We start from the raw sequence: 14,766 nt of genomic DNA, 5'->3' as shown, positions 1-14,766 counted from the left end.
CGGTTCGGCCAGACATCCTAGCCGAGCGCGCGCCCGGCGCGGGGAAATTCTGCAGGGGGAGGGCGGTGGCTTGCTGTGCAGCATTGAACGGCAGTTTCAGGTTTGCCATGGCGCTGTTCAGGTTTGATTTGAAAGGCGTTGAGAGCGTTTGAAAATTTAATCCAAGTAATTGATTTAAATCGTATTTTTCAAATCAAAAGAAGCTGGCAACCATCTTGCTTAGCGCCATGGCACGTGTGAACAGTGAGTGGGACCGACCATGCCAAGCAGTCATTTCGCGCAGCAATCCAGTGCTCGCATCGACGTCGCAGACGCCCATGAGGTGCTGTCTGCCTATCTACAGGAGCGCCTTCACGGCCAGCCGGTGCGCATTACCCATAGCGAGCGATTGTCGGGTGGCGCCATCCAGGAAAACTGGTTGCTCAAAGCCGAAGTTGCCGGTGTGGCGCAGCGGTGGGTACTGCGCACCGATGCGGCTTCCGCCGTGGCCGCCAGCATGAGCCGCGAGCAGGAGTTCGCTGTGCTCAGCGCCGTTCACCAGGTGGGTGTGAAGGTGCCCGAGCCGTTGTGGCTGTGCCAGACGCCGCAGGTGATCGGGCGCGATTTCTTCATCATGCAGGCCCTGGCCGGCAACGCTGGCGGCCACCGCTTGACCAGCAGCCAAGGCGCCCCCGAGGGCAACCCGGGGCTGTGCCGGGCGCTTGGGGCCAACCTCGCACGCCTGCACCAGCTGCGCCCACCGCAAGCGGCGCTGGCGTTCCTGCCTGCACCGGTGGCCGACGCCGTGCAGGCCAGTGTCGACCAGTACCGCGTGTTCCTCGATGCCTTACCGGGCAGCCATCCCATCATCGAATGGGGCCTGCGCTGGTGCGAGCTGAACAAACCTGCCCCCCTTGCCACCTGCCTGATCCACCGCGACTACCGCACCGGCAACTACATGGTCGAGGGTGGGGAGCTGTGCGGCGTGCTGGACTGGGAATTTGCCGGTTGGGGCGACCCGCGCGAAGACCTGGGCTGGTTCACCGCACGCTGCTGGCGCTTCGCCCGACCCGACCTGGAAGCCGGTGGCGTCGGCCATCTGGACGACCTGCTCGCCGGCTACCGCAGCGTCTCGCCACTCGACCTGGACAGCGACACGCTGCGCTTCTGGCAGGTCATGGCCCACCTGCGCTGGGCAGTGATCGCCCTGCAGCAGGCCGAACGCCATGCCTCAGGCCAGCAACGTTCGCTGGAGCTGGCGTTGACCGGGCGCATGGTCAGTGAACTCGAACAGGAACTGCTGTTGCTCACCCAAGGAGGCCGCGCATGAACCAGCCCGATGCCCAGGACTTGCTGCTGACGGCGCGTGACGCCGTGCTCAGGCAGTTGTTGCCCGCATTGCCAGCGCACCTGCACTACGAAGCGCGGATGGTGGCCAGCGCGCTGCTGATCGCCAGCCGCGAGGCTGCCCAGGGGGCGACCTGTGCCGACATCGAACGCCAGGCCATGGCCGGGTTGCTGCAAGGCCAGGGCTCGCCCGAGCAAGCCCGCAGCGAGCTCGGCCAGCGCATTCGCCAGGGCGTCTACGACCAGGCCGGCGAGCCCCGCGCCCGCCTGCTGGCGGCACTGCGAACCATCAACCGTGCACAACTGAGCATCAGCAACCCCAAGGTACTGACCCATGACTGACCAGGCCGTGCGTCGCCGCCGCTGCTACCTGGTGCGCCATGGCCATGTCGACTACTTCGACGCCAGCGGCCGCCCCCTCGACCCGCGCAGCGTGCCGTTGTCAGCCAAGGGCGTGGCCCAGGCCCAGGCGCTGGGCCAGGTGCTGGCGCACACGCCATTCGACCGCGCCGTGTGCTCGGACTACCCGCGCACCCGGCAAACCCTCGACCAGCTTCTGGGCGGCCGTATCCAGCCTGTGGAAGAGCGCCCCGGGTTTCGTGAAATCCGTGCCGGCCGCTTGCGGGAAATCCCCCGCGAAAGCCTGCACCGCGAAGTGGCCCAGGCCTACCAGCTCGCCGATCGCGCCGACGCAGCCTTCTTGCGCGGCGAGCCGTGGGTGGCATTCCAGCAACGCGTGCTGGGCAGCTTCCAGCAGTTGCTGGCAGCGCCTGACTGGAATGCGCTGCTGCTGGTCAGCCACGACGCGGTCAACCGCATTCTCCTGGCCTGGGCCTGCGGCGCCGGCCTTGGTGCCTTGGCTGCCTTCGAGCAGGACCCGGCCTGCCTGAACATCGTCGACATCGACATGGCCGGCCCGCAGGTGCTGCGTGCCTGCATCCGCACCCTCAACTACTCAGCCTACGACCCTGCCAAGGCAACGATCGACCAGACCGTCATGGAGCATGTGCACGCCTCCATCGACCCGCGTCGCCTGCACGCCTGACCCCTGATGATCCCACTAAGGAACACCGCCATGCATTTCGCCCTGTCTGCCGAGTTGACTGCCCTGCAAGCCAAAGTCCGGCAGTTCGTCGCTGACGTCGTCATCCCCCTGGAGCGCGACCCGCGCCAGACACCCCATGGTCCGTCGCCCGAGCTGCGCCAGGTGCTGATCGAGCGCGCCCGTGAACACGGCCTGCTGACCCCGCATGCCTCGCGTGAGATGGGCGGGCTGGGCCTAAGCCACATCGAGAAGGCGATCCTCTTCGAAGAGGCCGGCTATTCGCCGCTGGGGCCGGTGGCCCTGAATATCCATGCTCCCGACGAAGGCAATATTCACCTGATGGAACAAGTGGCAACGCCTGCGCAAAAAGACCGCTGGCTCAAGCCGCTTGTGCAGGGCCGGATCCGCTCCTGCTTCGCCATGACCGAGCCAAGCCCGGGCGCCGGTTCCGATCCGTCGATGCTGACCACCCAGGCCGTGTGCGAGGGCGACGACTACATCATCAACGGCCAGAAGTGGTTCATCACCGGTGCCGAAGGCGCGCAAGTGGCAATCATCATGGCGCGCATGGAAGACGGCAGCGCGACCATGTTCCTCACCGACACCGACCGCCCCGGTTTCATCCTCGAGCGCATGATGGACTCGCTCGACAGTTGCTTCGCCGGCGGCCACGCGGTGCTGCGCTTCGACAACCTGCGCATTCCCGCCAGCGATGTGCTGGGCGAAGTGGGCAAAGGCTTCCGTTACGCCCAGGTGCGCCTGGCCCCGGCGCGCCTGACCCATTGCATGCGCTGGCTGGGCCAGGCCCGTCGTGCCCATGACGAAGCCTGCCGCTACGCCAGCCACCGGGTGTCGTTCGGCAAGCCGCTGGGCGAGCATCAGGGCGTGGGCTTCATGCTCGCCGACAACGAAATGGACCTGCACACCACGCGCCTGTCGATCTGGCACTGCGCCTGGGTACTGGACCAGGACGAGCGCGGCAATTTCGAGTCAAGCATGGCCAAGGTGCTCAGTTCCGAGGCCATCTGGCGGGTGATCGACCGTTGTGTGCAGGTGCTGGGCGGGCAGGGCGTTACCGGCGAGTCGATCGTCGAGCGGATTTTCCGCGATGCGCGCAGTTTCCGCATCTATGACGGCCCCAACGAAGTGCACCGCATGAGCCTGGCGAAGAAGATCCTCGCCCGTACCGCGTCGGGGGTGGCCGGATGAACCTGGGCAGCTATCGCGACCAGGTGGTGATGATCACCGGCGCCGCCAGCGGTTTTGGCGCGCTGTTGGCCGAGCGCCTGGGCGGGCTGGGTGCCCGGCTGGTGCTCGGCGACCGCGACGTGGCGGGCCTGGAAAGGGTGGCCGGCGCACTGCGCGAGGCCGGCACCACGGTGCTGGCGGTGCCGTGCGACGTGACCCGCGAGGTGCAGGTCAAGGCGCTGGTGGACGCCGCCATGGCCACCTTCGGCCGCCTCGATGTGGGGGTGAACAACGCCGGTATCCTTACGCCAATGAAGCGCTTCGTCGACACCACCGAAGAAGAGCTGGACCGCAGCCACGCGGTCAACACCAAGGGCGTGTTCTTCTGCATGCAGCAACAGCTGCGCCAGATGCTGCCGCAAGGCGGCGGGGTGATCCTCAACATCGCCTCCATGGCCGGGCTCGGCGGTGCGCCCAAGCTGGCCGCCTATGCCGCGGCCAAGCATGCGGTGGTCGGGCTGACCCGAACGGCGGCGGTCGAATATGCCCGCCGAGGTATCCGCATCAACGCGCTGTGCCCATTCTACAGCGCCACGCCCATGGTTACCGGGAGCGATGTGGGCGAGCAGCAGGCGTTTCTCGCCCAGGGCTCGCCGATGAAGCGCCTGGGCACCCCCGAGGAAATCGTTGCGGCCATGTTGATGCTATGTGCACGTGAAAACAGCTACATGACCGGCCAGGCGATTGCCGTGGACGGGGGTATTTCGGCCTTCTGAGCCATTGTCCGCAGTGCCCCGGTGGCGAAACCGCGGGCGCTGTCATGAACTGAAAAACCGTTGTCGTCCGATGATAAGCGGCACATTACGCAACGGCCTAAATTGCCCTTCAAGACGAATGTTGCTGTTCAACAAAAACTACAAGAAGGAAGATTGGCATGGCCAAAGCGGTACGTTTCTACGAAACCGGAGGGCCTGAGGTCCTGCGTTACGAAGACGTCGAAGTCGGCGAACCGGGCCCTGGGCAGGTGCGCCTGCGCCACGTGGCGGTCGGCCTGAACTACGCCGACACCTACTTCCGCAACGGCACCTACCCGATCCCGCTGGCCAACGGCATGGGCGTGGAAGCGTCCGGTGTGGTCCAGGCGGTGGGCGAGGGTGTCAGCCACGTCGCGGTCGGCGACCGGGTGACCTACACCGGCTTCATGAACACCCTCGGCGCCTACAGCACCGAGCGCCTTATCCCTGCCGCGCCGCTGATCAAGCTGCCGGAAACCATCGCGTTCGAAACGGCCGCGGCCATGACCATGCGTGGCCTTACGGCGTCGTACCTGATGCGCCGCCTGTACGACTTCAAGCCAGGTGACAGCATCCTGCTGCACGCCGCTGCGGGTGGTGTCGGGTTGATCGTCTCGCAGTGGGCCAAGCTGCTGGGCCTGACCGTGATCGGCACTGTCTCCACCGACGCCAAGGCTGAAGTGGCGCGTGCCCATGGTTGCGACCACACCATCAACTACAGCCATGAAGACGTGGCCAAGCGCGTGCGCGAGCTGACCGATGGCGTGGGCGTCAACGTGGTGTTCGACAGCGTCGGGCGCGACACCTTCATGGGCTCGCTGGACTCGCTCAAGCGCCGTGGCCTGATGGTCTGCGTGGGCACCGCCTCCGGTACCATCGAGCCGTTCAACCCGCAGATCCTGGCGATGAAGGGTTCATTGTTCATGACCCGCCCGGCACTGGCCGATTACATCGCCGACCCGGCCGAGAAAGCCGCCTTGGCAGGCGAGCTGTTCGGCCATGTGGGCAGTGGCCGCATCAAGATCGAGATCAACCAGCACTACGCCTTGCAGGACGCGGTTCAGGCGCACCGTGATCTGGAATCGCGCAAGACCACCGGCTCGTCGATCTTCGTCATCTGAGGAGGGCACTGCCATGCAAGTCGAACAATTGACCTGCGCCATCGGTGCCGAACTGGTCGGCGTCAGGCTGGCCGATGCGATTCATGATGACGGCCTGTTTGCCGAGGTCCGTGCCCAGTTGCTCAAGCACCGGGTGCTGTTCCTGCGTGACCAGGACATCAGCCGCGCCGAGCACGTGGCGTTCGCCCGCCGCTTCGGCGAGCTGGAGGACCACCCCGTGGTCGGCAGCGACCCGGACCACCCCGGCCTGGTGCAGATCTACAAGTCGCCAGAAACCCCGGTGGACCGTTACGAGAATGCCTGGCACACCGACGCCACCTGGCGTGAAAAGCCACCCATGGGCTGTGTGCTGCGCTGCGTGGAAAGCCCGGCGGTGGGCGGCGACACGATGTGGACCAACATGGTGCTGGCCTACGACAACCTGCCAAGCGAGATCAAGGCACGCATTGAGGGGCTGCGTGCGCGCCACAGCATCGAGGCCAGCTTCGGCGCGGCCATGCCGATCGAAAAACGCCTTGCTCTCAAGGGCCTCTTTCCCGATGCCGAGCATCCGGTGGTGCGTACCCACCCGGAAACTGGCGAGAAGGTGCTGTTCGTCAACGCCTTCGCCACCCATTTCAGCAACTACCACACCCCCGAGCGCGTGCGTTTCGGCCAGGACGCCAACCCTGGCGCCGGTGAGTTGCTGCGCTACCTGATCAGCCAGGCCTACATCCCCGAGTACCAGGTGCGCTGGCGCTGGAAGCCCAACAGCATTGCCATCTGGGACAACCGCAGTACCCAGCATTACGCCGTCATGGATTACCCCGCCTGCCACCGAAAGATGGAACGCGCCGGGATCATGGGGGATGCGACTTTCTGACCCGTCAGACACGTTGGGGCTGCTGCGCAGCCCATCGCCGGCAAGCCAGCTCCCACAGGGACCGCGCAATACTGAAGAGCTGCACAGCACCTGTGGGAGCTGGCTTGCCGGCGATGGGCCGCAATGCGGCCCCAAACGCTACGCGATAGCCTGTAAGCAATAACAACAAAAAACTCAGATATCCGAGGAGGCAGCATGGCCACCTATCACGCCAGTGCGGCAGAACCAGGCACTGATACTTCGCTCGGCATTCCACGGCGCTACGCCTGGATCGTTTTCGCCCTGACCTTCGGCCTGCTGATTTCCGACTACATGTCGCGGCAAGTGCTCAACGCCGTCTTCCCGCTGCTCAAGCACGAATGGCAGCTCAGCGACAGCCAGCTCGGGCTGCTCAGCGGCATCGTCGCGCTGATGGTCGGTTTGCTGACCTTCCCCCTGTCGTTGCTGGCCGACCGCATTGGCCGGATCAAGAGCCTGACCTTCATGGCCGTGATGTGGAGCCTGGCTACCTTGGGTTGCGCCCTGGCGGAAAACTACCAGCAGATGTTCATCGCGCGCTTTCTGGTCGGCGTTGGCGAGGCGGCCTACGGCAGCGTCGGCATTGCCGTGGTGGTGGCGGTGTTCCCGCGTGAGATGCGCGCCACCCTGGCCGGCTCGTTCATGGCCGGTGGCATGTTCGGTTCGGTACTGGGCATGGGCCTGGGCGGTGTGATGGCCCAGCACCTGGGCTGGCGCTGGGCATTTGCCGGCATGGCCTGCTTCGGCCTGGCGCTGGCGCTGCTGTATCCGCTCATCGTGCGCGAGGCGCGCATTGCCCCCAAAGGCCTGGCGGCGACGCCCGACAAGGCTGCGCTCAAGGCAATGCGGCCACTGCGTACCCTGTATTCCAGCCGCTCGGTCATCAGCGCCTACGTCGGCAGCGGTTTGCAGTTGTTCGTCGGTGGCACGGTGATCGTGTGGTTCCCCAGCTACCTGAACCGCTACTACGCCATGAGCACTGACCGCGCCGGCGCCGTGGCGGCGATCATCGTGCTGTGCAGCGGGGTGGGCATCGTGCTGTGCGGCATGCTTTGCGACCGCATGGGGCGCAAGCGCCCGGACCACAAGATCAGCCTGGCCATCGCCTACTGCCTGGGCAGCTGTGTGCTGCTGTCAGTGGCCTTTGCCTTGCCGCCGGGCATGCCACAACTGGTGCTGATTTGCCTGGGCATGATGATCGCCGCCGGCACCAATGGCCCGTCCAGCGCCATGGTCGCCAACCTCACCCACTACACGGTGCACGGCACCGCGTTTGCCACGCTGACCTTGTGCAACAACCTGCTCGGGTTGGCCACCGGCCCGCTGATCACCGGCAAGGTGTCTGACCTGATCGGTTTGCAGTCGGCATTCCAGCTGGTGCCGTTGATCAGCATCGGCGCTGCAGCGGTGTTCATGTATGCCAAGCGTCACTATCACCTGGACATGGCGCGCCTGCCGCTCGGTGAAACCGCCCAGGCGCCCGTCCAGCCAGAACTGGAGGCCCGCTCGTGAAGCGTTCGTTGTCGATTGATGTGTACTTCGATTTTATCTGCCCGTGGTGCCTGATAGGCCGCCGGCAATTGCAAGCCGCCCTGGCGCAGTTCAAGGCAGCGCAGCCAGAGGTTGAGGTCAACCTGGCCTGGCAGGGCGTGCAACTGTTGCCTGAGCTGCCATTCGACGGCCAGCCGTTCGCCGAGTTCTACCGGCGACGCATGGGCAGCGATCAGGCGGTGCGGCAACGTCAGGCCCAGGTGCGCGAAGCGGCCAGCGCCGTCGGCGAGCAGATCGAATTCAGCCGCATCGAGCGCATGCCCAATACCGCCGACGCCCATCGCCTGTTGCTTCACGCCAGTGAGCTGGGCAGCGAAGCACAGGTAGAGGCGCTGCTGGAGCGGTTACTGGCTGCGTATTTCAGGCAGGGTGAAGACCTGGGCGACCGCGCTACGCTGTTGGGCATCGCCGAGCAGTGCGGCTTTGCCCCAGATGCCCTGGCCGGCAGCTTGCGTGGCGATGGCCTGCCGTTCGCCAGTGCCATCGCTGACATCGCCGCCCGCGGCGTGCCGTGCTTCGTTTTCGACGACCGGCTGCAAGTGGTTGGCGCCCAGCCGGCCGAGGCCTTGCTGGAGGCCATGCATCTGGCGGCGTCGGGCCTGGCGGATATGAAGGCATGAGTACGCTGGCGTTTGCCCAGGTCAACAACCGCGTGCGCGACCTGGCGCCGGGCCTGATCGTCAGCTTGATCGCCGCAGGTGCGGCGAGCTTCCTGGCCGAACACTACGGCGCGCCGGTGATGCTGTTCGCCCTGCTGCTGGGGCTGGCACTGAACTTTCTGAGCGCGGACGGCAAGTGCAAGGCCGGCATCGAGTTTACCGCGCGCAGCGTGCTGCGCCTGGGCGTCGCGCTGCTGGGCATGCGCATCACCCTGGAGCAGATGGCTGGCCTTGGCTGGAAGGCGGTGGCGCTGGTGGTGATCCTGGTGGTGGTGACCATTGGCGTGTCGATGGTGGCGGCCAAGGCCATGGGCTTCCAGCGCTTGTTCGGCATGCTCACCGGCGGCGCCACGGCGATCTGCGGTGCTTCGGCGGCGCTGGCGCTGGCGGCTGCATTGCCTAGCCACCCGCAGAAGGAACGGGCCACGCTGTTCACCGTGATCGGCGTGTCGGCGCTGTCGACCCTGGCGATGATCCTCTACCCGATGATCGCCAATGCCCTGGGCCTGTCGCCGCAAGCCGCCGGCGTATTCCTCGGTGCCACCATCCATGATGTGGCGCAGGTGGTGGGGGCGGGCTACAGCATGTCCACCGAAACTGGCGATACCGCCACGGTGGTCAAGCTGATGCGCGTGGCCATGCTGGTGCCGGTGATCGTCGTCGCGGCCATGATCGCCCGTCGCCAGGGTATCGACAGCACCGGCAAGCGCCCACCGTTGCTGCCATGGTTCGCGGTCGGCTTCCTGATCCTTGCCTGCGTCAACAGCACCGGCTGGGTGCCGCTGGTGGTGCAGGGCAGTATCAACGAACTGTCGCGCGGGTGCCTGGTGGTATCGATCGCAGCCCTGGGTATGAAAACCCAGCTCAAGGAGCTGGCCGCCGTAGGCATCAAACCGATTTTGCTGATGGTGGGCGAGACGGTGTTCCTGGTGCTGCTGGTGCTGGGGCTGATGCACGTCGGCATGTAGCCCACAGGCCAAGGGCCGTCAGCGTACGCTGGTGGTTGCCTGGGCGGCGCTGCGGCTGCGCCTGGTTTGTGTGTGCGGCTCATGCTGCGCACGCCAGGTGGCTGGCGGCTGGCCGAACTGGCTGATGAACCAGCGGGTGAACGAGCTGTGCATCGAATAGCCGAGCATGTCGGCGATGCGCCCCAGCGAATAGCCAGGGCTTTCCAGGTAGCGCAGCACCAGGTCGCGCCGTACGCCGTTGACCAGCTCGCTGAAGGTCGCGCCTTCTTCTTCCAGGCGCCGCTGCAAGGTGCGCACGTTCATGCCTTGGGTCTGGGCGATGTGCTCGATGGTGGCGCGGCCCATGGGCATCAGCAGGAAGATCGCCTTGCGCACTTCCAGCGTCAGCGACGGCAGGTTTTCGTCCTGCAGCAACCCCACATAACGTTGCGCCAGCCGCGCCATGCCTTCGTTGGCCTGGGGGTTGGCGGTGTCCAGGTCGGACGCCGAGCAGACGATGCCATTGAAGTCGGTGTTGAACTCCAGCTTGCAGCCGAAGATGCGCCGGTGGATGGCCAGGTCTGCGGGGGCGGCGTGGGTGAAGTTGGCGCTGATCGGGTGCCAGTGCGAGCCCAGCAGCGCCGAGCAGAAGCGGTGCATCACGCCGATGGCCAGTTCGATGGCCTGGCGGCTGTGCATCGGCTGGTCGGTGATGACCTCCTGGCGGATGATCACCGTCTTGCCGATTTCCTCGATGTGGATGGCCAGTGCGTTGTTGAGCAGGTGGCGGTACTGCACGATCACCTGCAGGGCGTCGCGCAGCGAGTGCTGATGGCTGATCAGCAGGCTGACCTGGCCAAAATCCGACAACTGGCGCAGTTCGGCCATGCGCAGGCCGAAGGCTTCGCAGCCGCTCAGCCGCGCCGACTCCTCCAGCACGTTGATGGCGGCGGCCACCGGGATGCGCTGATCGGGGGTTTCCAGCAGCGATGCACTGAGGCCGGCCTGAGCCAGCAGGCCATGGCCGTTGAGGCCCAGATGGCGTGAAACTTCCAGGTAATTGGTGAGGGTTGCAGCACGGGCGAGCACGGTCATTTTATTGTTTTCCACGTGATCTTGATGAGCTTCCGCTGCGCTGGCGGGGTGGTCTTTTATAGCGGTTGTGTCGTCAGATGCAAAGCCATTTCCGAGCAGCGGAGCCCGGGCCTGGGCGGCACAGCCGCCGTGTCATCAACTGAAAAGTTCGTGACGCGCAATGTAAAGCGGCTGGCAGGGCGACTCTTTACTCTGGCTTCAAGCAGTCGGCAATCGACCGAGTTGACCAGAGCAAGGGCCCTGACGTGGAAAAACTGCAAACCGCCGCAACCGTGCTGATCGTGCCTGGCTTGCGTGACCATGTACCCGAACATTGGCAAACCCTGCTGCAAGCGCGCCTGCACAAGGTTCGCTCGGTACCACCGCTGGAAACCGACAAGCTCAGTTGCAGCACGCGCGTTGAAGCGATCGAGCGCGAACTGGCCAGCATCGAAGGCCCGGTGATCCTGGTCGCGCACAGCGCCGGTGTGCTGATGGTGGCGCACTGGGCCGCCCGCTACCAACGCCCGATCAAGGGCGCCTTGCTGGCCGCGCCACCAGACCTGGACATGGACTGGCCGGCCAATTACCCCACCCCCGACACCCTGCGCGCCAACGGCTGGGCACCCCTGCCGAGCGGTCGGCTGCCATTCCCGAGCCTGGTCGCCGCCAGCAGCAACGACCACCTGGCGAGCTTCGAAGCGGTCGCCCGCATGGCCGACGAGTGGGGCAGCGAACTGGTCGAACTCGGCGCCGTTGGCCACCTCAACCCAGCCTCGGGCTTCGGCCCATGGCCACACGCCGAGGCCTTGATCCAGCAACTCGATCGCTAAACCGCGCGGGGCACGCGCACTCAGGGTCAGGCCGGCGCCCGATCGTTGCTGGCACCTTGCACATCCCAAGCAGAGATACCGCATGAACAACAATAAGAACGTTCTCTTCTGCCTTCACCGCCGCAATCTGTTGGCCACCCTGGTACTGGTCGCCGGCGCGCCGGCTGCCCAGGCATTCCAGCTCGACCTCGCCGACCCTGACTGGAACGTGCGCTTCGACAACACCGCCAAGCTCAGCTACGGCCAGCGGGTGGAGGGCCAGAACGCCAAGGTCGCCCGCACCGCCAACCTCAACGACGGTGACAAGAACTTCAGCGTCGGCAGCGCGGTGACCCAGCGGGTCGACCTGCTGACCGAACTGGACGTGGTGTACCAGGGCAGCATGGGTATGCGTGTCAGTGCTGCGAGCTGGTACGACCACGCTTATGACGACGTGGACTCCAACTCCAACCCGTTTCCCGGCCAGGCGGGCAATGCCGGCAACCTGGTGCTGGCGCGACCGGCCGGTGGCCTGCCGGCCGGCACTGTGCTGCAGGGCGGCCCGTCCAGGCGCCATGGCCTGAGCAATTACAGCGACCGGTACTACAACGGCCCGTCTGGCGAGTTTCTCGATGCCTTCGTGTTCTACAGCACCGAAATCGGTGACGAGTCGATGGTGAGCGGCAAGCTCGGCTGGCACTCGGTGTACTGGGGCGAGACCTTGTTCAACGCTGCCAACGGCATCAACTATGGCCAGTCGGCACTGGACCTGGCCAAGCTGTACAACGTGCCCGGCACCGAAACCAAGGAACTGTTCCTGCCGCGCAAACAGCTGTCGCTGAGCTACACGATCAACCCGGAACTGACCCTGGCGGCCCAGTACTTTCTCGAATTCGACAACTCGCGCCTGCCTGAAGGGGGCACCTACATGGGCGCCTACGACATGCTTGGCGACGGTGCCGACATTTTCTGGCTGCCGGTGCCCAACGCGGTCGGCGCTGCCGGTGCCTTTTATGGCGCACCCCGCGGGCATGACATCCGCCCGCACAACAGTGGCGATTTCGGCGTAATGGCCAAGTGGAGCCCGGAATGGCTCGACGGCACCCTGGGCTTCTACTACCGCAACACCTCCGACCCGACCCCCGCGGTGCTGATCAATGCCCCCAACCTGCACACGGGCAGCCTTGAAGGCACCAGCTACATGACGGCCTACGCGGACGACATCGATATCTACGGCATCAGCCTGGCCAAGAGCGTCGGCCCGGTGAGCGTGGGGCTGGACGTCAACTACCGCGAAAACATGCCGCTGATCAGCAACTTCACCACCATCAACGGGCCGTTGTACCAGGCCCTGGCCGGCACCGCCGGCGGCACCAACCTGATCGGCGAAGTGCCAGGCCACGGTGAAACCGGGCTGGCCCGCGGCAAGACCTTGCATGTGGTACTCAACGGCCTGGTGGCGTTCGGCGCCACACCGCTGTGGAACGCTTCGTCGCTGGCCGTGGAAGGCGCCATGACCCACCTGGTCAGCGTCGACAAGGGCGAGCAGACCTTCAAGGGCGACGCCAGCTACGAAGGCGTCGACAAGGTCACCACCAACGCCTACACCCTGGCGGTCAACTTCACCCCGACCTGGTTCCAGGCGCTGCCAGGGGTCGATATCACCCTGCCGCTGTCCTACAACGTCGGCCTCAAGGGCAACTCGGCCGTGCAGCTGGGTGGTAACGAAGACTCCGGCAGCTACTCGATCGGGATCGCCGCCGACGTCTACCAGAAGTACAAGTTCGACCTGAAGTACGTCGACTCCTTCGGCAAGTTCGATACCTGCGAAACCGGCACCGACAACAACACCCCGGGCACCAACGGGCGCTACCAGTGCATCCCCGGGCAGATCACTTCGCAGGCCGGGCTGGCGCCGCTGCTGAAAGATCGCGGCATGGTCACGGCCTCGTTCAAGACCACCTTCTGAAGCTCCTAGTACAACAACAAGCGGAGAAACGCGATGAAGTATCTCAATAGCCTGCTGTCGGCCTCGCTTGCGGTCGTTATTGCCGGTAATGCCCATGCGGCCGCCCCGGCCCAGGACGTCGCCCGGCTGGGCAAGGACCTGACCCTGGTCGGCGCCGACAAGGCCGCCAGTGCCGACGGCGCGATCCCGGCCTACCAGGGTGGCCTGAACACCCCGCCTGCCGGCTTCAAGCAGGGCGATACCGTGCGCCCCGACCCCTTCGCCTCGGAGAAACCGCTGCTGGTGATCGACGGCAAGAACGTCGACCAGTACAAGGATTCGCTGACCGCTACCACCGTAGAGCTGGCCAAGCGCTTCCCGAGCTTTCACATCGATGTGTACCCCAGCCACCGCACCGCGGCGTTGCCCAAGGTGCTGCTCGACAACACCCTGAAAAATGCCGCCAATGCCAAGTCCCTGCAGGACGGCATGGCCATCGAAAATGTGCTGCCCGGCGTGCCGTTCCCGATCCCGCAGTCGGGCGCCGAGGCCATGTGGAACCACCTGCTGCGCTACCAGGGTGTGGCACAGAAAGCCAAGTATGATTCCTGGAACGTCGACTCCGCCGGCGTCGCGGCCCTGGCCACCACGGGCCTGGCGTACAACGCCTACCCGATCTACGAAGACCTGAACAAGGTCATCGAGCCCAAGGACATCTACTTCCAGACCAAGCTGTACTTCGAAGGCCCGGCACGCCGCGCCGGTGAGTCGATGATGCTCAAGGACGCCGCCAACCCGCTGGTGCAAGAGCGCCGTGCCTGGCAGTACCTGCCTGGGCAGCGCCGGGTGAAGCTGGCGCCGAACCTGGCCTACGACACGCCAAACCCCGGCACCGCAGGCTCCGGCACCTTCGACGATGTGTACGTGTTCAACGGTGCGCTGGACCGTTACGACTGGCAGCTGGTCGGCAAGAAAGAAATGTACGTGCCGTACAACACCTACAAGCTCACCTACATCCACGACCCGAAACCCCTGACCACGCCGAACCACCTCTCGCCCGACCAGGTGCGCTGGGAAAAGCACCGCGTCTGGGTAGTGGAGGGCACCCTCAAGGGCAATGCCCGCCACATCTATGCCAAGCGCCGCTTCTACCTGGACGAGGACAGCTGGTTTGCGCTGGCTTCTGACCAGTACGACGCCCGTGGCCAGTTGTATCGCGGCTCGTTCAGCTTCTTCACCCAGAGCTACGACGTGCAGATTCCCAACAACAACCCGCACGTGGTCTACGACCTGGTCGGTGGCACCTACAACGTCAACGGCCTGATCGGCCCGCACGGCGGTATCGAGTACATCGCTCCTCTGTCCAAGGCGCAGTGGTCGCCGGAAGCCCTGGCCGGCGCCGGCATTCGCTGACCCCGACG

The 14,766-nt window shown here is 65.1% G+C and carries 14 protein-coding genes; 13 read left to right on the top strand and 1 reads right to left on the bottom strand.

All coding sequences use genetic code 11. From position 1 onward, the window contains the following. Positions 1-259 precede the first annotated feature (259 nt). From ABOC32_RS22940 to ABOC32_RS22895, 10 genes are all read left to right on the top strand, one after another. Positions 260-1,309: a phosphotransferase family protein gene (locus ABOC32_RS22940; protein WP_426808990.1), complete on the top strand. Its 1,050-nt coding sequence runs from the start codon at positions 260-262 to the stop codon at positions 1,307-1,309. Then, positions 1,306-1,668, top strand: coding sequence for a DUF6285 domain-containing protein (locus ABOC32_RS22935; protein WP_426808989.1), 363 nt, complete (start codon positions 1,306-1,308; stop codon positions 1,666-1,668). The genes ABOC32_RS22940 and ABOC32_RS22935 overlap by 4 nt, the downstream gene beginning before the upstream one ends. Beyond that, complete coding sequence (locus ABOC32_RS22930; protein WP_426808988.1) at positions 1,661-2,371, top strand: histidine phosphatase family protein; 711 nt, start codon at positions 1,661-1,663, stop codon at positions 2,369-2,371. Before ABOC32_RS22935 ends, ABOC32_RS22930 begins: the two co-directional genes overlap by 8 nt. Positions 2,372-2,401: 30 nt before the next feature. Then, the gene (locus tag ABOC32_RS22925; protein ID WP_426808987.1) at positions 2,402-3,580 is read left to right on the top strand and encodes an acyl-CoA dehydrogenase family protein; all 1,179 of its coding nucleotides are present in this window, start codon (positions 2,402-2,404) and stop codon (positions 3,578-3,580) included. After that, positions 3,577-4,335 carry an SDR family NAD(P)-dependent oxidoreductase gene (locus tag ABOC32_RS22920; protein WP_426808986.1) on the top strand — a complete coding sequence of 253 codons (759 nt, stop codon included), beginning with the start codon at positions 3,577-3,579 and terminating at the stop codon, positions 4,333-4,335. The genes ABOC32_RS22925 and ABOC32_RS22920 overlap by 4 nt, the downstream gene beginning before the upstream one ends. Before the next feature lie 158 nt (positions 4,336-4,493). Beyond that, positions 4,494-5,474, top strand: coding sequence for a quinone oxidoreductase family protein (locus ABOC32_RS22915; protein WP_086977834.1), 981 nt, complete (start codon positions 4,494-4,496; stop codon positions 5,472-5,474). Positions 5,475-5,487: 13 nt separating this feature from the next. Continuing rightward, on the top strand, positions 5,488-6,336 hold the full coding sequence (locus ABOC32_RS22910) for a TauD/TfdA dioxygenase family protein (RefSeq protein WP_043202996.1): 849 nt from the start codon (positions 5,488-5,490) through the stop codon (positions 6,334-6,336). 195 nt (positions 6,337-6,531) lie between these two features. Then, positions 6,532-7,866, top strand: a complete 1,335-nt coding sequence (locus tag ABOC32_RS22905) for an MFS transporter (protein ID WP_426808985.1) — start codon at positions 6,532-6,534, stop codon at positions 7,864-7,866. Then, complete coding sequence (locus tag ABOC32_RS22900) at positions 7,863-8,525, top strand: DsbA family oxidoreductase (protein ID WP_426808984.1); 663 nt, start codon at positions 7,863-7,865, stop codon at positions 8,523-8,525. Before ABOC32_RS22905 ends, ABOC32_RS22900 begins: the two co-directional genes overlap by 4 nt. Continuing rightward, positions 8,522-9,532: a YeiH family protein gene (locus tag ABOC32_RS22895; protein WP_426808983.1), complete on the top strand. Its 1,011-nt coding sequence runs from the start codon at positions 8,522-8,524 to the stop codon at positions 9,530-9,532. The genes ABOC32_RS22900 and ABOC32_RS22895 overlap by 4 nt, the downstream gene beginning before the upstream one ends. 18 nt (positions 9,533-9,550) lie before the next feature. Here the strand turns inward: ABOC32_RS22895 and ABOC32_RS22890 are convergent, their stop codons facing one another. Beyond that, the gene (locus ABOC32_RS22890) at positions 9,551-10,606 is read right to left on the bottom strand and encodes an AraC family transcriptional regulator (RefSeq protein WP_426808982.1); all 1,056 of its coding nucleotides are present in this window, start codon (positions 10,604-10,606) and stop codon (positions 9,551-9,553) included. Positions 10,607-10,851: 245 nt separating this feature from the next. Between ABOC32_RS22890 and ABOC32_RS22885 the strand changes: the two genes are divergently transcribed. The 3 genes from ABOC32_RS22885 to ABOC32_RS22875 all read left to right on the top strand — a co-directional run bounded on the left by ABOC32_RS22885 (position 10,852) and on the right by ABOC32_RS22875 (position 14,758). Then, complete coding sequence (locus tag ABOC32_RS22885) at positions 10,852-11,418, top strand: RBBP9/YdeN family alpha/beta hydrolase (RefSeq protein WP_426808981.1); 567 nt, start codon at positions 10,852-10,854, stop codon at positions 11,416-11,418. Between the two features lie 82 nt (positions 11,419-11,500). Then, positions 11,501-13,366: a DUF1302 domain-containing protein gene (locus ABOC32_RS22880; RefSeq protein ID WP_426808980.1), complete on the top strand. Its 1,866-nt coding sequence runs from the start codon at positions 11,501-11,503 to the stop codon at positions 13,364-13,366. 33 nt (positions 13,367-13,399) lie between these two features. Further along, entirely contained in the window at positions 13,400-14,758 is a 1,359-nt protein-coding gene (locus tag ABOC32_RS22875; RefSeq protein ID WP_043203011.1) for a DUF1329 domain-containing protein, read from the top strand. Positions 14,759-14,766 lie beyond the last annotated feature (8 nt).

Source organism: Pseudomonas sp. WOUb67, from assembly GCF_050058005.1.
Taxonomy (GTDB): Bacteria; Pseudomonadota; Gammaproteobacteria; order Pseudomonadales; family Pseudomonadaceae; genus Aquipseudomonas; species Aquipseudomonas putida_R.
Note: the sequence above shows the minus strand (reverse complement) of the source record. Positions and strands in the feature narration are given on the sequence as shown.